The organism is Pseudomonas sp. 01L34 (assembly GCF_056400265.1).
Genome location: NZ_JBFTSX010000009.1, coordinates 225,341 through 248,039, shown reverse-complemented (window position 1 = coordinate 248,039; position 22,699 = coordinate 225,341). Strand labels below are relative to the sequence as shown.

Annotated in this window: 17 protein-coding genes and 1 rRNA gene; 14 read left to right on the top strand and 4 right to left on the bottom strand. The window is 59.9% G+C overall.

Annotation, left to right across the window (positions count from 1 at the left end):
- The first annotated feature begins 6 nt into the window (after positions 1-6).
- From rrf to yfiB, 7 genes are all read left to right on the top strand, one after another.
- A 5S ribosomal RNA gene (gene rrf, locus AC1DQM_RS26350) occupies positions 7-122 on the top strand.
- Positions 123-278: 156 nt separating this feature from the next.
- Positions 279-3,731 (top strand): exodeoxyribonuclease V subunit gamma, encoded by a 3,453-nt coding sequence (gene recC / locus AC1DQM_RS26345; RefSeq protein WP_477747063.1) that lies wholly within the window; start codon positions 279-281, stop codon positions 3,729-3,731.
- Positions 3,728-7,417: an exodeoxyribonuclease V subunit beta gene (gene recB / locus AC1DQM_RS26340; RefSeq protein ID WP_477747062.1), complete on the top strand. Its 3,690-nt coding sequence runs from the start codon at positions 3,728-3,730 to the stop codon at positions 7,415-7,417. The genes recC and recB overlap by 4 nt, the downstream gene beginning before the upstream one ends.
- Complete coding sequence (gene recD, locus AC1DQM_RS26335; protein WP_477747061.1) at positions 7,414-9,522, top strand: exodeoxyribonuclease V subunit alpha; 2,109 nt, start codon at positions 7,414-7,416, stop codon at positions 9,520-9,522. The genes recB and recD overlap by 4 nt, the downstream gene beginning before the upstream one ends.
- A gap of 117 nt (positions 9,523-9,639) precedes the next feature.
- The gene (yfiR, locus tag AC1DQM_RS26330) at positions 9,640-10,215 is read left to right on the top strand and encodes a regulatory sequestration protein YfiR (protein WP_018929415.1); all 576 of its coding nucleotides are present in this window, start codon (positions 9,640-9,642) and stop codon (positions 10,213-10,215) included.
- Positions 10,212-11,480 (top strand): diguanylate cyclase DgcN/YfiN, encoded by a 1,269-nt coding sequence (gene dgcN / locus AC1DQM_RS26325; protein ID WP_028939938.1) that lies wholly within the window; start codon positions 10,212-10,214, stop codon positions 11,478-11,480. The genes yfiR and dgcN overlap by 4 nt, the downstream gene beginning before the upstream one ends.
- A 5-nt stretch (positions 11,481-11,485) precedes the next feature.
- Entirely contained in the window at positions 11,486-11,989 is a 504-nt protein-coding gene (gene yfiB / locus AC1DQM_RS26320; protein WP_028939937.1) for an outer membrane lipoprotein YfiB, read from the top strand.
- Here the strand turns inward: yfiB and AC1DQM_RS26315 are convergent.
- The gene (locus AC1DQM_RS26315; protein WP_086946402.1) at positions 11,986-12,933 is read right to left on the bottom strand and encodes a LysR family transcriptional regulator; all 948 of its coding nucleotides are present in this window, start codon (positions 12,931-12,933) and stop codon (positions 11,986-11,988) included. The two genes, yfiB and AC1DQM_RS26315, sit on opposite strands and share 4 nt — an antisense overlap.
- A 163-nt stretch (positions 12,934-13,096) precedes the next feature.
- Between AC1DQM_RS26315 and AC1DQM_RS26310 the strand changes: the two genes are divergently transcribed.
- Positions 13,097-14,614 (top strand): CoA-acylating methylmalonate-semialdehyde dehydrogenase, encoded by a 1,518-nt coding sequence (locus tag AC1DQM_RS26310; RefSeq protein WP_086946401.1) that lies wholly within the window; start codon positions 13,097-13,099, stop codon positions 14,612-14,614.
- A gap of 10 nt (positions 14,615-14,624) precedes the next feature.
- Entirely contained in the window at positions 14,625-15,512 is an 888-nt protein-coding gene (gene mmsB, locus AC1DQM_RS26305; RefSeq protein ID WP_477747060.1) for a 3-hydroxyisobutyrate dehydrogenase, read from the top strand.
- Positions 15,513-15,606: 94 nt separating this feature from the next.
- On the opposite strand, the gene AC1DQM_RS26300 is transcribed toward mmsB, so the two are convergent.
- The gene (locus AC1DQM_RS26300) at positions 15,607-15,951 is read right to left on the bottom strand and encodes a cupin domain-containing protein (RefSeq protein WP_007900627.1); all 345 of its coding nucleotides are present in this window, start codon (positions 15,949-15,951) and stop codon (positions 15,607-15,609) included.
- A 155-nt stretch (positions 15,952-16,106) separates the two neighbouring features.
- Positions 16,107-16,991, bottom strand: a complete 885-nt coding sequence (locus tag AC1DQM_RS26295) for a LysR substrate-binding domain-containing protein (RefSeq protein ID WP_138866745.1) — start codon at positions 16,989-16,991, stop codon at positions 16,107-16,109.
- Positions 16,992-17,085: 94 nt separating this feature from the next.
- On the opposite strand from AC1DQM_RS26295, the gene AC1DQM_RS26290 reads away from it, so the two are divergent.
- Complete coding sequence (locus AC1DQM_RS26290) at positions 17,086-17,850, top strand: sulfite exporter TauE/SafE family protein (RefSeq protein WP_019651020.1); 765 nt, start codon at positions 17,086-17,088, stop codon at positions 17,848-17,850.
- Here AC1DQM_RS26290 and AC1DQM_RS26285 read toward each other — a convergent pair.
- Entirely contained in the window at positions 17,840-18,154 is a 315-nt protein-coding gene (locus tag AC1DQM_RS26285; RefSeq protein WP_018929423.1) for a putative quinol monooxygenase, read from the bottom strand. The two genes, AC1DQM_RS26290 and AC1DQM_RS26285, sit on opposite strands and share 11 nt — an antisense overlap.
- 159 nt (positions 18,155-18,313) lie before the next feature.
- On the opposite strand from AC1DQM_RS26285, the gene mdaB reads away from it, so the two are divergent.
- The 4 genes from mdaB (at position 18,314) to AC1DQM_RS26265 (ending at position 22,476) form a co-directional block, all read left to right on the top strand.
- The gene (gene mdaB, locus AC1DQM_RS26280) at positions 18,314-18,904 is read left to right on the top strand and encodes an NADPH:quinone oxidoreductase MdaB (RefSeq protein WP_018929424.1); all 591 of its coding nucleotides are present in this window, start codon (positions 18,314-18,316) and stop codon (positions 18,902-18,904) included.
- 226 nt (positions 18,905-19,130) lie between these two features.
- A complete protein-coding gene (locus tag AC1DQM_RS26275) occupies positions 19,131-20,042 on the top strand; it encodes a LysR family transcriptional regulator (RefSeq protein ID WP_018929425.1) in 912 nt (303 codons plus the stop codon).
- Positions 20,043-20,156: 114 nt separating this feature from the next.
- Positions 20,157-21,602, top strand: coding sequence for a SulP family inorganic anion transporter (locus AC1DQM_RS26270; protein ID WP_477747059.1), 1,446 nt, complete (start codon positions 20,157-20,159; stop codon positions 21,600-21,602).
- Positions 21,603-21,741: 139 nt separating this feature from the next.
- Positions 21,742-22,476, top strand: a complete 735-nt coding sequence (locus tag AC1DQM_RS26265) for a hypothetical protein (RefSeq protein ID WP_018929427.1) — start codon at positions 21,742-21,744, stop codon at positions 22,474-22,476.
- Positions 22,477-22,699: the final 223 nt, after the last annotated feature.

Below are 22,699 nucleotides of genomic sequence, written 5' to 3'. Positions count from 1 at the left end.
GAATTTCTTGACGACCATAGAGCATTGGAACCACCTGATCCCATCCCGAACTCAGAAGTGAAACGATGCATCGCCGATGGTAGTGTGGGGTTTCCCCATGTGAGAGTAGGTCATCGTCAAGATTAAATTCCGAAACCCCTATCTGCGTACGCAGGTAGGGGTTTTGTTTTGCCCGCAGGAAAGTTCGTACAGCAACATCGGAACGGTCCCGGCTGTCACGGTCTGCCGACAGTGCTAAGGTTCGGCCCTAGCTTTTGTATTTTCCCAAGGAAGCCTTTATGCCGGACGCTACGTCCCTCAGTGCTGGTTTTATGGTGGTTCACGGCAACCGCCTGGACGAGCTGCGCAGCCTGGTGGTCAGTTGGATGCGGCGCTACCCGCTGGCTCCCTTGGAAAATGAAATCGCCCTGGTGCAGAGCAACGGCATCGCCCAATGGCTGAAGCTGGCACTGGCCGAGGACCCAGAAGATGACGACATGGGCGGCTGCGGAATCGCTGCCGCCATCGATGTGCAGTTGCCAGGCAGCTTCATGTGGCAGCTCTATCGCATGGTGCTGGGACGTGACGAAATCCCGGCCAAGTCCCTGCTCGATAAAGCCCCGCTGACCTGGCGCCTGATGCGTCTGCTGCCACAGTTGATCAACCAACCGCACTTCGAACCCCTGCAGCGCTTCCTTACGAATGACACCGACTTACGCAAACGCTATCAATTGGCGGAGCGGCTGGCCGATCTATTCGACCAATATCAGGTGTACAGGGCGGACTGGCTCGAAGACTGGGCAGAAGGCCGTCACCAATTACGAAATGGCAGAGGCGAAGCCAAAGCCCTGACTCCGGCCAACTGCTGGCAAGCAGAGCTGTGGCGTGCGCTGTTGCTGGATGTCGGTGCACAAGGCATGGCGCAAAGCCGCGCGGGTGTCCACCAACGCTTTATCGAGCGTATCAATAGTCTCGACAGCGCGCCCAGTGGATTGCCTTCCAGGGTGATTGTTTTCGGGATTTCTTCACTGCCAGCTCAAGCCTTGGAAGCACTTGCCGGGCTGGCTCGATTCAGTCAGGTCTTGCTGTGCGTACACAACCCATGTCGCCACCATTGGGCGGACATCGTCGCCGATAAAGACCTGTTGCGGCATCAATACAAGCGCCAGGCTCGCAAGCGCGGCATGCCGGTTGTGCTTGATCCGCAAACGCTCCATCAGCATGCCCACCCGCTATTGGCGGCGTGGGGCAAGCAGGGGCGGGACTACATCAATCTGCTCGACAGTTACGACGATCCCAACAGCTATCGCTCGGCATTTCGCGATGGGCGCATCGACCTTTTCAGCGATAACCAGCCTCAGAGCATGCTCAATCAGTTGCAGGACGACATCCTGGAATTGCGCCCCCTGAACGAAACTCGCGAGAGTTGGCCTGCAGTCGATCTGACAAAGGACGAATCGATCCGTTTTCACATCGCCCATAGTGCTCAACGCGAAGTGGAGATTCTCCACGATCAGCTGCTCGCACGATTCAGTGCTGATCCAGACTTAAGGCCTCGCGACGTGATCGTGATGGTTCCAGACATCGACAGTTACGCCCCCCACATCCGCGCTGTCTTTGGTCAGCTTGATCGCCACGATCCACGCTTCATTCCCTTCACGCTCGCGGACCAAGGCCAGCGCGGCAGGGACCCGCTACTGATCGCTGTCGAGCATCTGCTCAAGCTGCCCGACAGTCGTTTCCCCGTCAGCGAAATTCTCGATCTGCTGGACGTTCCGGCATTACGCGCTCGCTTTGGCGTAGAGGAACGTGACCTGCCGACTTTGCACCGCTGGATCGAAGGCGCAGGTATCCGTTGGGGGATGAATGCCGAGCAGCGTGCGGGTCTGGGCCTGCCGGAAGAACTGGAGCAAAACAGTTGGCGTTTCGGCTTGCGACGGATGTTGCTTGGTTATGCCGTGGGCAGTGCCAGTGCCTGCGAGGGTATTGAACCCTACGACGAGATCGGTGGCCTGGATGCTGCGCTCATAGGTCCTTTGGTCGCACTGCTGGATGCACTGGAGATTGCCCACCAGGAGCTCACCCAGCCTGCGCCGCCCAAACTCTGGGGCATCCGCTTGCAAGCACTGGTGCAGTTGTTCTTCCTGGCCAGTAACGAACATGACGACTATTTATTGGCCCAACTCGAAGAGTTGCGCGAGACCTGGCTTGAGACCTGCGAGTCAGTAGGCTTGCAGGACGAGTTACCGCTGACCGTAGTCCGTGAAGCCTGGCTGGCTGGCCTCGACCAAGGTCGCTTGTCTCAGCGCTTTCTCGCCGGTGCCGTCAACTTCTGTACCCTGATGCCCATGCGAGCGATCCCGTTCAAACTGGTCTGCCTGCTGGGCATGAATGACGGCGATTACCCTCGCGCGCAGCCGCCACTGGACTTCGACCTGATGGGCAGCGACTACCGGCCCGGCGATCGTTCCCGGCGTGAAGATGACCGCTATCTGTTGCTGGAAGCCTTGTTGTCGGCGCGGGACCAACTCTATATCAGCTGGGTCGGCCGCAGTATTCGGGACAACAGTGAGCGCCCGGCTTCGGTATTGATAGGACAACTACGTGATCATCTCGCCAGCGGTTGGCGATTGCACGATGACAAGGCTGATCTGCTTGAGTCCATGACTCAGGAACATCCGCTGCAACCCTTCAGTGCACGCTACTTCCATGAAGGCGATGATTTGTTCAGCTACGCCAGCGAGTGGCAGGTACTTCATCAGTCCAGCGGTTTGACGCCTGCCATCGAGGTTCTTGAGCCCTATATTCAGGACGAGCCGCTGAGCCTGGGTCAGTTGCAGGATTTTCTGCGCAATCCGGTACGGCATTTCTTCAGTCAGCGACTCAAAGTGTTCTTCGAGGCTGCCGAAGCGCCTTTGGCGGATGAAGAGCCATTTGTACTCGACGCGCTGCAACGCTATAGCCTCAGCGACAGCTTGCTCGAAGCAGCGCTCGGGCAATTGGACCAAATCGATCAGGTACTGGAAGCACAGGCGAAACGTCTGCAGAACAGCGGGCTCTTGCCCATGGCCGGTTTCGGCGAATGTCTGCAGCGAGAGTTGATCGAGCCGTTGCCGGATCTGTTGCAGCGCTATCAACAGCTTCTGGCGTTATGGCCTTCCCCACTTGCCAGCGCGTTGCCCGTGAGTCTGGAACTGCATGGGCTGCGTCTGGAGGGCTGGCTCAGTGGCCTGCATCAACGTGCGGACGGTGGTTTGCTATCGGTCACCACGATTCCCAACAGCATCGGCTCGCTCAAGACACGCAAATGGCATCGTCTGACACGACCATGGATCAATCACCTGGTTGCCTGTGCCAGCGGGATGTCGATGACCACCGCGTTGGTGGCGAGCGACGACAGTCTGTTACTGGCTCCGTTGGCGAAGGATGCAGCACTTGATGCCTTGGGTAATCTGTTGCTGGCCTGGCAAACGGGCATGCGCCAGCCGTTGCCGATTGCCGTAAAAACAGCCTTCGCCTGGCTGGCTCAAACCGATCCGGTCAAGGCTGACGCCGCTGCCCGCAAGGCTTATGAAGGCGATGGCCAGACCACTGATGGTGAGCGCCGCGAAAGCCCGGCACTCGCTCGGCAATACGCCGACTACGATGTCCTGATTGCCGACGAGACCTTCCCCGATTGGTGCGACGCTTTGTATCGGCCGCTGCTTGAGGCTCCCTGGCGTTCATTGACCAGCGAGGAGGCGCGCTCATGACCACGAAAACACCGCTGGCCCTGGCATTCCCCCTGCGTGGAAGCCAACTGATCGAAGCCAGTGCCGGGACGGGCAAGACCTTCACCATTTCTGCGCTGTACTTGCGTCTGGTCCTTGGTCATGGCGACGAGTCGAGTGGTTTTGGCCGTGAATTGCTGCCGCCGCAAATCCTCGTGGTGACCTTCACCGATGCCGCGACCAAAGAACTGCGCGAACGTATTCGTACGCGATTGGCTGAAGCTGCGCGTTTTTTCCGCGATGAGACACCGGCACCGGATGGCCTGATTGCCGAGTTGCGCGAGCAATACCTCCCTGAGCAGTGGCCCGGCTGTGCAAATCGCCTGGACATCGCCGCTCAGTGGATGGATGAAGCGGCGGTATCGACCATCCACAGTTGGTGCCAGCGCATGCTGCGCGAACATGCATTCGACAGTGGCAGCCTGTTCACCCAGACCCTGGAAACCGATCACAGTGATTTGCTTGGCGAAGTCCTGCGCGACTACTGGCGACTGTTCTGCTATCCGATGCAAGGCGATGCGCTGAATTGGGTTCGCGGCAACTGGGGTGGCCCGGCAGCGTTGTTGCCGCGAGTGCGTGGGTTGTTCGCCAGCGAGCGTGACAGCGTTGAAGGTAAAGAACCTGCCGAGTTGATCGCCGAGTGCCTGGAGGAACGACGGGCCGCGTTGCTCGAGCTCAAGATGCCCTGGCGCCAATGGGCCGATGAGCTGCTTGCCATCTGTCATCAGGGCGTCGCGAGCAAAAGCGTCGATGGTCGCAAGATGCAGGCGCGCTACTTCGAACCCTGGTTCGAAAAGCTCCGGGCCTGGGCTGAAGACGAATCTCTGGAGCAACTGGACATTGGCACCGGCTTCACTCGCCTGACTCCCGATGGCATGGCTGAAGCCTGGAAAGGTGAAGCTCCCCGTCATCCCGGTCTCGATGCGATGCCCGGCCTCAAGGCCAGTCTCGATGGCTTGCCGACCCCCGATGCCGCCGTGCTGCAACATGCCGCCCACTGGGTCGGTGCTCGGTTCGAGGAAGAAAAGCGTCGTCGCGCGGAAATGGGTTTCGATGACATGCTGCTGCGTCTCGATGCGGCGTTGCAGTCCGATGGCGGTGAGCGTCTGGCGACCTTGATCCGCGAACAGTTCCCGGTTGCGCTGATCGACGAGTTTCAGGACACCGACCCGGTGCAGTACCGAATCTTCGAGAGCATTTATCGCATCGAAGACAACAACCCTGAATCCGGCCTGTTCCTGATCGGCGACCCGAAGCAGGCGATCTATGCCTTTCGCGGTGCCGATATCTATACCTATCTGCGCGCCCGGCAAGCCACCACTGGCCGCCTGCATACCCTGGGCACAAATTTCCGTTCCAGTCATGGCATGGTCAACGCGGTGAACCATGTGTTCCAGCGCGCAGAATCTCGCGAGCAGGGGCGCGGCGCGTTCCTGTTCCGGGAGAAGAGTGGCGAGAACCCGGTACCGTTTCTGCCCGTGGAGTCCCAAGGGCGCAAAGAAGTCCTGCACATTGAGGGGCAGGTTGTGCCTGCCCTGAACATCTGGCATTTGTCCTCTGACCAGCCACTGTCTGGCGTGGTGTATCGACAACAATTGGCCGCCGCCTGCGCCAGTGAGATCACTGCGTTGCTCAATGGCGGTCAGCAGGGGCGTGCGGGCTTCATACAGGATGGTAAGGGTCTCAGAGGCCTGCTGCCGGCGGATATCGCGATTCTGGTGCGCGACGGCAATGAGGCCCAGGCCGTGCGCGGCGAACTTTCCGCTCGCGGTGTGCGCAGTGTTTACCTGTCAGACAAGGACTCGGTATTCGCCGCGCAGGAGGCCCATGATCTGCTGACGTGGCTCAAGGCCTGTGCCGAGCCGGATGTCGAACGTCCCCTGCGTGCCGCGCTGGCCTGCATCACGCTGAACCTTTCACTGGCTGAACTGGAGCGACTGAATCAGGACGAACTGGCCTGGGAAGCACGGGTCATGCAGTTCCGCGGTTACCGCGAGCTCTGGCGCAAACAGGGCGTGCTGCCCATGTTGCGGCGATTGCTACATGATTTTCAGCTGCCCCAGGCGTTGATCGCGCGCAGCGATGGTGAGCGGATATTGACCAACCTGCTGCACTTGTCCGAGTTGCTGCAGCAGGCCGCCGCTGAACTCGATGGCGAGCAAGCTCTGATCCGTCATTTGTCCGAGCATCTGGCGTTGTCTGGTCAGGCTGGCGAAGAACAGATCCTGCGCCTGGAAAGCGACGAGCAACTGGTCAAGGTCGTGACCATCCACAAATCCAAAGGGCTTGAATATCCGTTGGTGTTCCTGCCGTTCATCTGCTCGGCAAAACCGGTGGATGGCAGTCGTCTGCCGTTGTATTACCACGATGCCACGGGTAAGGCACAGGTGAGCTTGAAGCCGACAGCCGAGTTGATCGCCCAAGCCGACGATGAACGTTTGGCTGAAGACCTTCGTTTGCTCTATGTGGCCCTGACCCGGGCACAACATGCGTGCTGGCTGGGTGTGACTGATCTCAAGCGCGGCAATAACAACGGCTCGGTCCTGCACCTTTCGGCATTGGGTTATCTGCTGGGCGGTGGTGCGCCATTGGCTGAGTCGGCAGGGCTGCGTCGTTGGCTGGAAGACCTGCAGCAAGACTGTGCGGCGCTGAACTACGGTGAAATGCCTGACGCGACCGCCGAGCATTACCATCCGCCACGCAATGAAGCGACGTTGTTGGCCCCGCTGATACCCCAGCGCAAGGCCAGTGAAAACTGGTGGATCGCTTCTTACAGCGCCCTACGCATTGGTGACAGTCTGAGCGTGGGCAGTGACGAGGCACCGGAGAGCGCGCAAGCACAAAAGCTCTTTGATGACGAACGCCTTGATCCTGAAGCTCCACGAGAAGTCGCCGCTGGCGGCGCAGATATCCATCGATTCCCTCGTGGTCCGAACCCCGGCACTTTTCTTCATGGATTGCTCGAATGGGCTGGTGACGAAGGTTTTGCCGCTGCACCGCAAACCGTGGAAGACGCGATCGCCCGTCGCTGCAACCGCCGTGGCTGGGAAGGCTGGATCACCACGCTGAGCGGCTGGCTGCAGCACCTGCTCAAATCCCCATTGCACATCGGTGGCGGGCAGGCGCCGGTGGTGTTCGAGCAACTGACTCAATACCGGGTCGAGATGGAGTTCTGGTTCGCCAGTCATAAAGTCGATGTACTCAAGCTCGATGAGCTTGTGCGTCAATACACCCATCGCGGCGTGGCCCGGGTGGCCGCCGAACCGGTGCTGCTCAATGGCATGTTCAAAGGCTTCATCGACCTGACGTTCGAGCATGAAGGCCGTTACTACGTCGCTGACTACAAATCCAACTGGCTGGGCGTCGATGACGCGGCCTATACCGAGCAGGCCATGGAGCAGTCGATTCTCGATAACCGTTACGACCTGCAATACGTACTGTACCTGCTCGCCCTGCATCGCCAGCTTAAGGCTCGGCTGGTCGATTACGATTACGACCGACATGTCGGTGGAGCGTTGTATCTGTTTCTTCGCGGTACTCGAGCGGCCAGCCAGGGTGTGTATTTTGCCCGTCCGCCACGGGAGCTGATCGAGCACCTGGACCGGTTGTTCCAGGGCAAGCCAGAGCCCAAGGCCGAACCCGCCTGGGAACAGGGAGTATTGCTATGAGTCGCACTTTCGCCGATTTGCTGCCTACGCCGTTGGCGGCCGAAAGTCTGGCGGACCTGGCCCCGTTGAGCCGCGCAGATGACTTGTTGCTGCTGCTCACGCGCTGGGTCGAACGCGGCTGGCTGCGGGCGCTGGACAAGGCCTTCGTCGCGTTTCTCCACGAGCTCGCTCCCGACGATGATCCGCTGGTGCTGCTGGCCGCCGCGTTGATCAGTCACCAACTGGGTCACGGTCATGTCTGCCTGGATCTGTTCGAAACACTGAAAGAGCCGGATTTTGCCTTGTCGCTGCCGCCGGAAGGTGATGTGCAAAGCGGGGCGATGTTGCTGCCGTCGCAATTGCTTGAGGCGCTGGACGGTGCCCATTGGTGCAAGGTCCTGGCGTCCAGTCGTCTGGTGGCTCTGGCCGTCGATGGGCGTGAGGCTGCGCAACACCGGCCGTTGGTGCTGTCGGGCAAGCGCCTGTACCTGCGCCGCTACTGGGCTTACGAACGGCGCATCGACCTCGCGCTGCGCCAGCGCCTGGCGGCACACGAAGCAACGCCGGGTGATTTGCCCCAACGCCTGACCGCTCTGTTCGGTCCAGCCAGGTCTGATGAAGTGATCGACTGGCAGAGGCTCGCGTGTGCCCTGGCTACTCGAAGTGCATTCAGCATCGTCACCGGCGGCCCGGGAACCGGCAAGACCACCACGGTTGTGCGCTTGCTTGCGTTGCTCCAGGCACCCGCAGCGGAGGCCGGTAAGCCGCTGCGTATTCGTCTCGCGGCACCCACCGGCAAAGCTGCCGCACGATTGACCGAGTCCATCAGCCAGCAGGTTCAAACCCTGAAAGTGCCTGAAACGGTGCGCGAGAAGATCCCGTCGGATGTGACCACCGTGCACCGTTTGCTCGGCAGTCGTCCCGGTACCCGGCATTTCCGTCACCACGCGGGTAATCGCTTGCCGCTGGATGTATTGGTGGTGGACGAAGCCTCGATGATCGACCTGGAAATGATGGCCAACCTGCTCGATGCGTTGCCGCCCCATGCCCGCCTGGTGCTGCTCGGTGACAAGGACCAACTGGCGTCGGTAGAGGCCGGTGCCGTACTGGGCGATCTGTGTCGTGATGCCGAAGCCGGTTGGTACAGCCCGCAGACCCGCCAGTGGCTGGAGGCGGTCAGCGGTGAGCGCCTCGATGCCAGCGGTTTGCGGGAAGACACCCAGGGCGCGCATCCACTGGCCCAGCAAGTCGTGATGCTGCGCCACTCACGGCGCTTCGGCGAGGGTAGCGGCATTGGTCAGTTGGCCCGTTGGGTTAACCAACAGCATCCCGAGGACGCGCGCAAGTTATTGGCCGCTGCAAGTCATGACGACGTATTTTCCCTGCCTCTAAAGGGTGAGCAGGACCGGGCGCTGGAGCGCTTGTTGCTCGAAGGCCATGGCGGGGGACCGCAAGGTTATCGGCATTACCTGAGTCTTTTGCGCAGCCAGCGACCACCGCTCGACCGCCCGCTCGACGATCCATGCTGGGCTGATTGGGCTCGCGTGGTGCTACAAGCCTTCGACGCTTTCCAGCTGTTGTGTGCTGTACGCAAAGGGCCTTGGGGCGTGGAAGGTTTGAATCAGCGCGTGACCGACGCGCTGCTCAAGGCACGGCTGATCGACAGCGACCATCAGTGGTACGAAGGTCGGCCCGTGCTGATGACCCGCAACGACTATGGCCTGGGTTTGATGAACGGTGACATTGGCATTGCCCTCAAGCTGCCGGAGCGTGAAGGCCCGGAGGCCGGGCGGCACGTGCTGCGTGTGGCCTTCCCGCGTAATGACGGGCAGGGCGGTGTGCGCTTTGTCCTGCCAAGCCGACTCAACGATGTCGACACGGTGTATGCCATGACCGTGCACAAATCCCAAGGCTCGGAATTTGCCCATACGGCGTTGATTCTGCCGGATGCTTTGAATCCTGTGCTTACCAAGGAACTGATCTATACCGGGATAACCCGGGCCAAAGACTGGTTCACCCTGATTGAGCCTCGAGCCGGCGTATTCGAAGAGGCCGTGCGGCGCAAGGTCAAGCGCTTGAGCGGGTTAATGCTGGAGCTGGAAGAGGGTGCCTGGCCGAACCATTGAGGGGCGGTGCCAGCCGCAGGAGTCTGTCCGATGTGCCATGGCGCGTCGCCTCGCTGGTGTTTCGGTGCTGTGCTATCGTTGCGGCATCATTTTGTTGCGATCGTAGAGAATTCCTGCATGAAGTTGGCTGTCTGGGCGACAGGGCGCGTCGTTGGCTGCAAACAAGTGCTGCTTGCCGGCCTCCTCTGTTTGTTGACGGGCGTTGCCTGTGCTGAGTCGGAAACTATCGTGAGCAAAGCCGACCAACGTGCCAGGTCGGTCACTCAGGTAGTACTCGGGATCCTCAGTTATGCCCGATGGCCTGTTGAGCCCCAACAACTGCGCCTGTGCGTGGTCGGCCCCACTGAATACACCGACGACCTGGTCAAAGGCACCACACAAGCCACGGGTCGACCGGTTACTGTACGACGGTTGCTGGCCGATAATCCGGTCATCGCCAGTGAATGCGATGCGGTGTACATCGGCAAGCTGACCGGCGATGAACGCAGTCGGCTATTCGCCTCATTGACGGGACGCCCGGTGGTGAGCATTAGCGAAGGCGGCGATCAATGCACTGTCGGCAGTCTGTTCTGTCTGCGGGTCGGTGATGAGCAGGTGTCCTTCGAGGTCAACCTCGACTCGGTCGCCCGCAGCGGTGTACGCATTCACCCCAGTGTGCTGCAACTGTCGCGCCGCAAGCCGGCGGCGCCATGAGTCTATTCAAACCTCGCATACGCCCGACCCTGGGGTCGGTTATCGGCCGTGGACATTTGATCGTCGCCCTGGTGGGTGTGGCCATGGCCAGTGTTTCACTGACCCTGCTGGGAGTTCTGGCTTTGCGGGTCTATGCCGATCACAACCTGCATCTGATTGCCCGTTCGATCAACTACACCGTGGAAGCCGCGGTGGTGTTCAACGACAAGGCCGCCGCCACCGAAGCGCTGGCATTGATCGCCTCCACTGAAGAAGTGGCTGATGCGCAAGTGATGGACGAGCAAGGCGAGTTGCTCGCACGTTGGCAACGACCGGAAACGGGGTGGCTCTCCGATCTTGAAATGCAGATCGCCCGAACGATTCTGGAAAAACCCATCAGCATGCCGATCACTCATCAAGGTCGGGAAATCGGCAGCATCTTGCTCATCGGTCACGGCGGCAGCCTGATGCGCTTTTTGCTCAGCGGTCTGGTGGGAATCGTCTTGTGTACCGCTGTCAGTGCCTGGGTAGCGCTTTATCTGGCGCGTCGGCAATTGCGAGGAATCACTGGCCCGTTGCGCAGCCTGGCTGCCGTGGCTCACGCCGCCCGTAGCGAGCGTGCCTTCGACCGGCGCGTACCGCCCGCCGACATTGCCGAACTCGACAACCTGGGCAACGACTTCAATGCTTTGCTCGACGAGCTCGAGTCCTGGCAGACCCATCTGCAAAGCGAAAACGAAACCCTGGCCCACCAGGCCAGCCATGACAGCCTTACCGGGTTGCCGAATCGGGCGTTTTTCGAAGGCCGCCTGATGCGCGCCTTGCGCAATGCGGGCAAGCTGGATGAGGGAGTGGCCGTACTGTTTCTCGACAGCGACCGGTTCAAGGAGATCAACGACAACTTCGGTCACGCTGCCGGTGATGCGGTGCTGATCGCCGTGGCGACCCGGGTTCGTGCGCAGTTGCGTGAAGAGGATCTGGTTGCGCGTCTGGGCGGCGATGAGTTTGCCGTGCTGTTGACGCCGCTGCACAAGATAGAAGACGCCGAACGGATTGCCGACAAAATCATTGCCAGTATGGACGCGCCAATCCTGTTGCCGGGCGGTACCCAGGTGTTGACTTCACTCAGCATCGGCATCGCCGTGTACCCGGATCATGGGCTTACGCCCGGTGCGCTGCTCGATGCTGCAGATACCGCGATGTATCAGGCCAAACGCCTTTCCCGAGGCGCTCACCACACGGCAGGGTCGGAGCACTCTGTCGTCCATCTTCAAACCAGGAGCTAATTTTTGTGTTCACATTCACTCAGCGTTCTCTGCGATTTTTTACGATTAGCTTATTCATGACCTTGCTGGCATTGACCGGTTGCCAGACGACACCGCAGAAAGGACTGACCCCGGCGCAGATCGCTGTACTCAAGCAGCAAGGTTTCGAGATGACGGATGAGGGCTGGGCCTTCGGCCTGTCCGGCAAAGTGCTGTTCGGTAGCGATGTCGAACACCTCAACCCCGCCAGTACCCAGATCGTCGAACGCATTGGCAAGGCGTTGTTGGGCGTGGGAATCGAGCGGGTGAGGATTGACGGCCATACCGATGCCTCGGGCGAGGAATCCTATAACGAACAACTTTCCCTGCGTCGCGCGAAAAGCGTTGAAGCGGTATTGGCCGCTGTCGGCATAAAAGAACAAAACATCCAGCTACGCGGCCTGGGCAGCAGCAAGCCCGTCGCCTCCAACGCCACCGCGGCCGGGCGCACCGAGAACCGCCGGGTGTCGATCGTGGTGAGTGCCGATTAATCGGCGAACACCATCTCCCGACTTTCCCCCATCAACAGCGCCTGATTCTGCTCGGTGACGGTACGGATGTAATCCCACAACAAGGTAATCCGCTTGAGCTTGCGCAGGTCCTCCCGGCAGTACATCCAGAACTGCCGGGTGATGGTGATCTCTTGTGGTAACACCGGCAGCAATCGCGGATCCTGAGCCGCTAAAAAGCACGGCAGAATCGCCAGTGACCGTCCTTGCTGCGCCGCCACGAACTGCGCGATCACACTGGTGCTGCGCAGATTGGCACTGGCACCGGGCAGCACATTCGCCAGGTACAGCAGCTCCGAGCTGAACGCCAGATCGTCCACATAACTGATGAATTGATGCTTGCTCAAATCTGCCGGGCGGCGGATCGGTGAGTGCTTGTCCAGATAATCCTGGGTCGCGTACAGCTGCAATCGATAGTCACAGAGTTTGCAGCAGACATAAGGGCCGTGTTCCGGCCGCTCCAGCGCAATGACGATGTCTGCCTCGCGCTTGGACAGGCTGATGAAGTGCGGCAGCGGCAGGATGTCCACCGAGATCGCCGGGTAGGCGTCGACGAAATGGCTCAGCTGCGGGGTGATGAAAAAGCTGCCGAACCCTTCGGTACAGCCCATGCGCACATGCCCGGACAACGCGACGCCTGAGCCCGAGACCTGCTCGCAAGCCATGTGCAGAGTGCTTTCGATCGATTCGGCGTAACCCAGCAGGCGCTGGCCTTCAGCGGTCAGGACGAAGCCGTTGGTGCGGGACTTCTCGAACAACAGCGTACCCAACGAGGCCTCCAGCGAACTGATGCGTCGCGACACAGTGGTGTAGTCCACCGCCAGGCGCTTGGCCGCAGTGCTGGCCTTGCGAGTACGGGCAACTTCAAGGAAAAACTTGAGGTCATCCCAGTTCAACGAGCCTAAAGACGTGATGTTTTTTTGCATGATGGACCGGCTTTTATGTGCGTTCTTATTAGAAGTTTGCACATCTATACTCCAAAAACAGTCCGACAACCAAATCGCGACACACGCCTCATCTCAAGGCGACTTTCTCGCCTTGGCTCCCAAGATAGCTCTCTAAATAAGAACAACGTCCCGGAGACCCGACATGAACGCATCGCTAGAAACCACCGTACAAAAGATCAAGTTATTGATCGATGGCGAGTGGGTCGAATCCCAGACCACCGAATGGCACGACATCGTCAATCCGGCGACCCAGCAAGTGCTGGCCAAAGTCCCTTTCGCGACCGCTGCTGAAGTCGATGCCGCCATCAGCGCCGCTCATCGCGCCTTTCAGACCTGGAAGCTGACGCCAGTCGGCGCGCGGATGCGCATCATGCTCAAGCTTCAGGCGCTGATTCGCGAGCACTCCAAGCGTATTGCCGTGGTACTCAGCAATGAGCAGGGTAAAACCATCGCCGACGCTGAGGGCGATATCTTCCGTGGCCTGGAAGTGGTCGAACACGCCTGTTCCATTGGCAGCCTGCAAATGGGCGAGTTCGCCGAGAACGTCGCAGGCGGTGTCGACACCTACACCCTGCGTCAGCCGATCGGCGTCTGCGCCGGCATTACCCCGTTCAACTTCCCGGCGATGATTCCGCTGTGGATGTTCCCGATGGCCATCGCCTGCGGCAACACCTTCGTGCTCAAGCCTTCCGAGCAGGATCCGATGTCGACCATGCTGTTGGTGGAGCTGGCGATTGAAGCCGGCATTCCGCCGGGTGTGCTCAACGTCGTTCATGGTGGCAAGGATGTGGTCGATGCGCTTTGCACCCACAAGGACATCAAGGCTGTTTCGTTCGTCGGTTCGACCGCGGTCGGCACGCATGTCTACGAGTTGGCCGGTAAACACGGCAAGCGCGTGCAATCGATGATGGGGGCCAAGAACCACGCCGTTGTGCTGCCCGATGCCAACCGCGAGCAAGCGCTCAATGCACTGGTCGGCGCCGGTTTCGGTGCGGCCGGGCAACGCTGCATGGCCACCTCGGTGGTGGTGCTGGTGGGCGCGGCCAAACAATGGCTGCCGGATCTCAAGGCGCTGGCGCAGAAACTCAAGGTCAATGCCGGCAGCGAGCCAGGCACCGATGTTGGTCCGGTGATTTCCAAGCGGGCCAAGGCACGGATTCTCGAGCTGATCGAAAGCGGGATCAAGGAAGGCGCCAAGCTGGAGCTGGACGGTCGCGACATCACTGTTCCGGGCTACGAACAGGGCAACTTTGTCGGCCCGACCCTGTTCTCTGGCGTAACCCCTGAGATGCAGATCTACACCCAGGAAATTTTTGGCCCGGTGCTGGTAGTGCTGGAAGTCGACACCCTCGATGAGGCCATCGCTCTGGTCAACGCCAACCCGTTCGGCAACGGCACGGGTCTGTTCACCCAGAGCGGTGCGGCGGCGCGTAAATTCCAGTCGGAAATCGACGTTGGCCAGGTCGGCATCAACATCCCGATCCCGGTGCCGGTACCGTTCTTCAGCTTCACCGGTTCCCGTGGTTCGAAGCTCGGCGACCTCGGTCCGTATGGCAAGCAAGTGGTGCAGTTCTACACTCAAACCAAGACCGTCACTGCACGTTGGTTCGATGACGACAGCATCAACCACGGTGTGAACACCACCATCCACTTGCGCTAAGGAGCCGGACATGAAAATCGCTTTTATCGGTCTCGGCAACATGGGCGCGCCGATGGCGCGCAACCTGATCAAGGCCGGCCATTCGCTGAACCTGTTTGACCTCAATCAAACCGTGCTGGCCGAACTGGCTCAACTCGGCGGCACCATCAGCACTTCACCGAAGACAGCGTCGAAAGACGCGCAACTGGTGATCACCATGTTGCCGGCAGCAGCCCATGTGCGCAGTGTCTGGCTGGGTGAAGACGGTGTGCTGGCGGGAATCGCCAAAGGCGTGCCAGCGGTGGATTGCAGCACCATCGATCCGCAGACGGCGCGAGATGTTGCCGCGGCGGCCGCAAAGCAGGACGTGGCCATGGCCGATGCCCCGGTTTCCGGTGGCACTGGCGGTGCAGCGGCCGGGACGCTGACCTTCATGGTCGGCGCCACGCCTGAACTGTTCGCCACTCTGCAACCGGTGCTGGCGCAGATGGGCCGCAACATCGTCCACTGCGGCGAAGTCGGCACCGGGCAAATCGCCAAGATCTGCAACAACCTGCTGCTGGGGATTTCCATGGTTGGTGTCAGCGAAGCCATGGCGCTGGGCAGCGCCCTGGGTATCGACACAACCGTGCTGGCGGGCGTCATCAACAGTTCAACCGGGCGTTGCTGGAGTTCGGAGATGTACAACCCGTGGCCGGGCATCGTCGAAACAGCGCCGGCCTCGCGCGGTTATACCGGCGGTTTCGGTGCTGAACTGATGCTCAAGGATCTGGGGCTGGCCACTGAGGCGGCACGTCAGGCGCACCAACCGGTCGTGCTCGGCGCGGTGGCCCAGCAGTTGTATCAGGCGATGAGCCTGCGTGGGGAAGGGGGCAAGGACTTCTCGGCGATCATCAACAGCTATCGCAAACCCCAATAAGCGTTTGTGGCGAGGGAGCAAGCTCCCTTGTCACAGAGTTCATGCATGCCTTTTTACCGAGAGACCACGTCGGGTGGTCTCTCGGTTTTTTGTATCAGGCAAACACGAAATATTTACGCACGGTTTCAACCACTTCCCACGTGCCTTTCATCCCCGGTTCGATGACGAAGATGTCACCGGCGCGCAGGTGGATCGGCGCCATGCCTTCCGGGGTGATGATGCAGTAGCCTTCCTGGAAGTGGCAGTATTCCCACTTCACGTATTCCACATACCACTTGCCCGGCGTGCAGATCCAGGTGCCCATGATCTTGCTGCCATCTTCGCTGGTGTACGCGTTGAGGTTGACGGTGTGCGGATCGCCTTCGAGCTTTTCCCATTTGCAGGCGTCGAGTACGGGCAACGGGTGAGTGTCGCGAAGAACGGTAATCGGTGCGGTCATGTGGACTCCGGGCCTTGGAATATAGAAAGTGGTACTGAAGAACTGAAGTCGCACCCTATAGCGCCCATGCTCCGCTCAGTTGTCTGTATTCGACATCGAGCTGTCCAGAAACGCGCAAACGCTCAAAGATTTTCCGGCGGGCAAAAACCTGCCCCTCAGGGCAGAGTCAAGGCGCTCAGCAAGGCCTGGGCATAACGGGGCAGTACGGTGAAGTCCCGGGCGCACAGCAACAGTTTGCGGCGAGCCCACGGCTCTTCCAGTACGACGCTTTTGAACGGCGTTTCAGCCGACCAGCGTTCGACCGCCGCCAAGGGCACGATTGCCAGCCCCGCTCCCCGGGCGACCATGCGCATCACGCCCTCGAAACCATCGGCGCGGATGCGGACCTGCATCCGCAAGCCGCTGTGCAGGGCCTGTTCTTCCAGGTAAATGGCCAAGGCGCTGTTGGCGTTCAGGCCGACGTAGTCGTGGTGCAAAGTGGCGCTGAAATTTAGCGGTCCGGTGTCGGCCAAGGGGTGATCACGCGGTAGGATCAGCACCAGCGGATCGTCGCGGAAATAGCGGGTTTGCAGGCCGTCGGTATCCACGGCGTCGGACACGATCCCCAGGTCTGCTGCGCCCTGGCGCAAGGCGTGGGTGATGCGTGTGCTGGGCAGCTCCTGCAGGTCGATGTCGAGGTTCGGATGGTCGCGCAGAAAGTCCGCCAGCAATTCCGGCAGGTACTCGGTGATCGCAGTGGTATTGCACAGCAACCGCACTTGGCCTTTGACGCCTTTGGCGTATTCGACCAGGTCCTGCTGCATGCGCTCGGCCTGTTGCAGCAGGACTCGAGCGTGCTGCGCCAGTGCCTTGCCGGCCGGAGTGGGGCTGACACCGCGGCGACCTCGCTCAAGAAACTCGATGCCCAGTGAGGCTTCCATCGCGCGGATTCGTGCACTCGCCGCCGCCAGCGACAAATGGCTGCGGGCGGCACCGGCGGTGATGTTGCCGGTGTCGAGGATGTTCAGGTAGAGGCGCAGGTCGGTGAGGTCGAAGTGCATACAGTGTCCCGGATCATTTGCCTCTTGTAGAGCAAGAGGCAGCCTCAGTATATGGCAGATTTTCAAGGCACCCTTCAGGGCCCACGATAGCCCCATGAATACACTTGCCGCGTTCTATCAACATCTGGGCTTGGCCCTGTCCTTATTGATTGTCGCCACTTTCCTGCTGGCTGGGATGATCAAAGGTGTGATCGGCCTTGGTCTGCCGACCATTGCCATGGGCCTGCTCGGCCTGGCTATGGCACCGTCGCAGGCTGCGGCGTTGTTGATCATTCCCGCGACGCTGACCAACGTCTGGCAACTGGCCTTCGGCGGTCATTTGCGCGGGTTGCTCAACCGGTTATGGCCGATGCTGCTGGCGATTTTCATCGGCACTGGTGCTGGCACAGTGTGGATCGGCATGGCCGGTGGACATTGGGTGGTACGGGGGCTGGGGGCGGCGCTGTTGATCTACGCCTTGAGCGGGTTGTTCCTGCCGACCTTGCGCGTCGGCGGTCGCACCGAGCGTTGGCTCGGTCCGCTCTGCGGTGTGCTGACGGGCGTCATCACCTCGGCCACCGGTGTCTTCGTGATTCCGGCGGTGCCTTATCTGCAAGCACTGGGCTTGAACAAGGATGAACTGGTGCAGGCGCTGGGCCTGTCGTTCACTGTCTCGACTCTCGCGTTGGCCGCCGGCCTGTCATGGCGCGGCGCCCTCGGCGGTGGCGAGTTGAGCGCGTCGCTGCTGGCGCTGATCCCGGCGGTGCTCGGCATGTTGCTGGGGCAATGGCTGCGCCAGCGGATCAGCGCCGTGTTGTTCAAGCGCGTGTTCTTCATCGGCCTCGGCGTGCTCGGCGGCCACTTGCTGATCAGCGGCTAGCGGACGATGTGCTGAGCATCTCGATCGGGCGGATATCGAAATCCTGCTCCAGATATTCCATGCGCATGTCGAGGAACTGCTTCATATGGGGCAGGTTCGAGTGCACGTCCAGATGGGCCTGGGATTGCCAGATCTCGTAGAAGATAAACAGCGTCGGGTCCTGCTTGTCGCGCAGCATGTGGTACTCGATGCAACCGGGTTCGGCGCGACTCGGTTCGACATAGGCACGGAAGAACGCTTCGAAGGCCTCGGCTTTTTCCGGGCGGGTCTTGGCGTGCAGGATGAAGCCTTGCAGTTCGCTCATCAGGATCTCCTAAACAGTCAGAATCGGCGCAAGTTTATGGCAATAATCGCTTGTGGATTCGTGCGTATAGGTCAAATGAATTTTGCGGATGGAGCGCTTATTCCGCGCGAGGCTGATCGTTAGGCTGCCGCCATCGATTCCAACCTTGCGAGATTTCTCATGAAAAAAGTCCTGTTGCTCAATGGCGGCAAAAAATTTGCCCACTCCGATGGTCGCTACAACACGACGCTGCACGAAGCAGCGTTGAGCGTGCTGGATCGCGGTGGTGTGGATGTGAAAACCACGTTCATCGACGAGGGCTACGACGTCGCCGAGGAAGTCGCCAAGTTCCTCTGGGCCGATGTGATCATTTATCAGATGCCCGGCTGGTGGATGGGCGCGCCCTGGACGGTCAAGAAGTACGTCGATGAAGTCTTCACTGCAGGCCACGGCAGCCTCTACGCCAGCGACGGCCGCACGCGCTCCGACGCGTCGCAGAAGTACGGCAGCGGCGGCTTGTTGCACGGTAAAAAGTACATGCTGTCGGTGACCTGGAACGCCCCGCAGCAAGCCTTCGACGACTCGACCGACTTCTTCGAAGCCAAGGGCGTGGACGCGGTGTACCTGCCGTTCCACAAGGCCAATACCTTCCTCGGCATGACCGGTCTACCGACCTTTTTGTGCGTCGATGTGATGAAGCGCCCGAATATCGAAGCGGATGTGGCGCGTTATGAGCAGCACTTGACCGAGGTGTTTGGCCTTAAGGCATGACGCTCGGCTACTATCGAAAGTCTGAACCTATGGCGAGGGAGTTGTGTGGCGAGGGGGCTTGCCCCCGTTCGGCGGCGAAGCCGTCGTAATATTGGTAATCGCGGACTGCCTGAGTCAACGCGTTTGCAGGTTTTAGGTCCGCTTTGCGCCCCAACGGGGGCAAGCCCCCTCGCCACACAAGCCCCTCCACAGTAGAACGGTGCAGGACTATCGATAAGGGACACACGTGAAAGCCAGATCCGATGAGTTGCAGATTTTCGTCTGCGTGATTGAGTGCGGGTCGATTTCGGCTGCGGCTGAGCAAGTCGGGCAAACGCCGTCGGCGGTCAGCCGCACGCTGTCGCGGCTGGAGGCCAAGCTCGATACCACGCTGATCAATCGCACCACGCGGCGCATGGACCTGACCGAGGAGGGCAAATATTTCTTCGAGCACGCCAAGCTGATTCTCGATCAGATGGACGAGCTCGAAGAGCGTCTGTCCTCTCGCCAGCAAACCCCGTCCGGGCGACTGCGGATCAACGCCGCGTCGCCGTTCATGCTGCACGCCATCGTGCCGTACATCGATGAGTTCCGCCGTCTCTACCCGGACATCCAGCTCGAACTCAACAGCAACGATTTGATCATCGACCTGCTCGAACAAAGCACCGACATCGCCATCCGCATCGGCACGCTGGCCGACTCGACCCTGCACGCCCGCTCCCTGGGTTGCAGCCCGCTGCACATCGTCGCAAGCACAGCGTATCTGGAACAACACGGCGTACCGAGCGCTGTCGAGGATTTGAGCGAGCACACGCTGCTGGGCTTTACCCATAACGAAGGTCTCAACCAATGGCCACTGCGCTATGTCCATGGTGACCGCTGGCCGATTCAGGCGTCGATCAGTGCGTCGAGTGGCGAGACGATCAGGCACCTGGCGCTGGCCGGTCAAGGCATTGCCTGCCTGTCGCACTTCATGACCATCGACGACATCCGCGCCGGTCGCTTGCAGGTGTTGCTGGCGGAGTTCAACAGCGGATATCGCCAACCCATCAACGCGGTGTACTACCGCAACTCGCAACTGGCCCTACGGATCCAGTGCTTTCTGGACTTCATCCAGGGCAAATTGGCGGCTTATGCGATTGCCGATTTCAGGGGCTGATTCGCAGGTCGCGTGATCGTTCATTGCGAGCAGGCCACCCATTCACTGGCCCGCCCGCCGTCAATTCCGTAACATCCGCGTCCCTCCTTTCCCGCCTGTATTTTTAGGTAAGCCATGAAGCCCAAACGTCTGCGCGCCGATGTCCTGGCCGGACTCACCACCTCTTTCGCCCTGCTCCCCGAATGTATCGCTTTCGCGCTGGTGGCCCACCTCAATCCATTGATGGGGCTTTACGGCGCTTTCATCATCTGCACCCTGACTGCGCTCTTCGGCGGACGGCCGGGGATGGTGTCTGGTGCCGCTGGCTCGATGGCGGTGGTGATCGTCGCGCTGGTGGTGCAGCACGGTGTCCAGTACTTGCTGGCGACGGTGTTGCTGGGCGGGCTGATCATGTTGGCGTTTGGTCTGTTGAGGCTGGGCAAGCTGGTGCGCATGGTGCCGCATCCGGTGATGCTCGGCTTCGTCAACGGCCTGGCGATTGTCATTGCGCTGGCCCAGTTGGAGCACTTCAAGAGCGGTGAGGCCTGGTTGAGTGGGGCGCCGCTGTACATGATGATCGGGCTGGTGGTGCTGACGATGGCCATCGTTTACCTGATGCCGCGCCTGACGCGGGCCGTGCCGCCGGCGCTGGTGGCGATTCTGGGCGTTGGGCTGGCGGTTTACCTGCTCGGCCTGCCGACCCGTACCTTGGGCGACATGGCGCACATTGCCGGTGGCTTGCCGGGTTTTGTGCTGCCAGACATCCCCTGGAGCCCGGAAACCCTGCGCATCATCGTCCCTTACGCGATATTGATGGCGGTGGTCGGCTTGCTGGAAACCCTGCTGACCCTGAACCTCACCGACGAGATCACCGAGAGCCGCGGCTATCCGGATCGCGAGTGCGTGGCCTTGGGCGCTGCCAACATGGTTTCTGGTGTGTTCGGCGGCATGGGTGGCTGCGCGATGATCGGGCAAACCGTGATCAACCTCAGCTCCGGCGGTCGCGGTCGGCTGTCCGGTGCGGTGGCCGGGGGGATGATCCTGCTGTTTGTGCTGTTCCTTTCGCCGCTGATCGAGCGCATTCCGCTGGCCGCATTGGTTGGTGTGATGTTCGTGGTGTCGCAGCAGACGTTCGCCTGGGCTTCATTGCGGGTACTGAACAAGGTGCCGCTGAACGATGTCTTGGTGATCATCGCGGTCACGGTGATTACCGTGTTCACCGATCTGGCCATCGCTGTGTTGTGCGGGATCATCATTGCGGCGCTCAACTTTGCCTGGCAACACGCTCGCGAGCTGTATGCCGACAGTCACGTTGAAGCCGACGGCAGCAAGCTCTACCTCCTGCACGGCACGTTGTTCTTCGCCTCGACGACGCCTTTTCTCAACCAGTTCGATCCCGCCAATGATCCGTCTGTGGTCACTGTCGACTGTCGCCACTTGAGCTTCGTTGATTACTCGGCCATCGCCGCGTTGAAGACATTGCGCGAGCGCTACACCAAGGCTGGCAAGCAGCTACGCGTGCTGCACTTGTCCGATCGCTGCAAGAAACTGCTCAAACGCGCCAGCGAGCATCACGACTGACATCGATGGGGGTCGTTCCTGTGCTCTGTGTCACGAGTGGTGGCGAATTATGGACAGTGTGATGGCTACTTAGTAGCATCCGCTGCATACGGATCTTTCTCCTGCGCGTCGATCGACGTGGGTCTATCAAGGAATCGAAATGCACAACTTTACCCATGGCGATAAAACCGTTTCTTTCACCGTCTTGAGCGGTGAAGTGGTGAGCAGTGAAAAAATCAGCGAGACCCGTGTGACATCCACGGGCGGCGTTCAGGTGAACGGTAACGACGGTGATGTGACGCCTGTGCGCATCAGTTCTGTTTCAATTATCAATCATGAGATCTGGGTCAAAACCCCGGACGGTATCGAGCACGATGTAAAGCTGCGCGGCATGGACATTCCTTTGCGCACAGGTCAGGAAATCTCTTTGATCAGTGCCTTGAAAAAGGATGGTTCGCCTCTGCACACCATTTTGCAGAACCACACAGCGTCCAAGCGCTGGGTGCTGCGTGACGCGAGTGCACTGAATACCGAACTGGAGCTGTCGCCCTTTAACTGGAAGACAGTGCTGATCGTGCTTGGATTGTGCATCGCCGGTCTTGCTACGGCCGGGCTAGGCTTCCTGGCGGCGGCGGGCTATTTTTTCTACGCGTGGTATCGGGGCGCCCAGCGCAAGAAACTGCTGATTAGAGATTTGAACGCCTACATCGAGACCCTGGACAATCGAGTCGCCAGTCGCGAACAGGCGCCAAGCCCTGTTCAAGTCGAAAGCTCGGACCAGGCTGAAATCTCTTTCCAGGCCGAAAGTCCTGCACCGACGCAATCCCCTGCCGAGACTGAAAGCCCTGCGCTGAACAGTGATAGCGTACGCAGGGCGCTATCGCGCAATCTCTGATGACTTGATCTCGATACAGCAGAGTCAAGCCTGCCTCGATAGTGGAACTATCATCCCTCTACGCTGATTGTTCTCACGCAGAGGGATGAAAATTCCGCTATCCGATTTTCATAACCCGCGATCTCCCATACCTCTGCACGACATCCCTTACCCCTCCACGAAAATTACTTTCACTTCGTTTGAAAGTAGCCCGTCGAAATGATTTATGAGTTTCACAACCCAT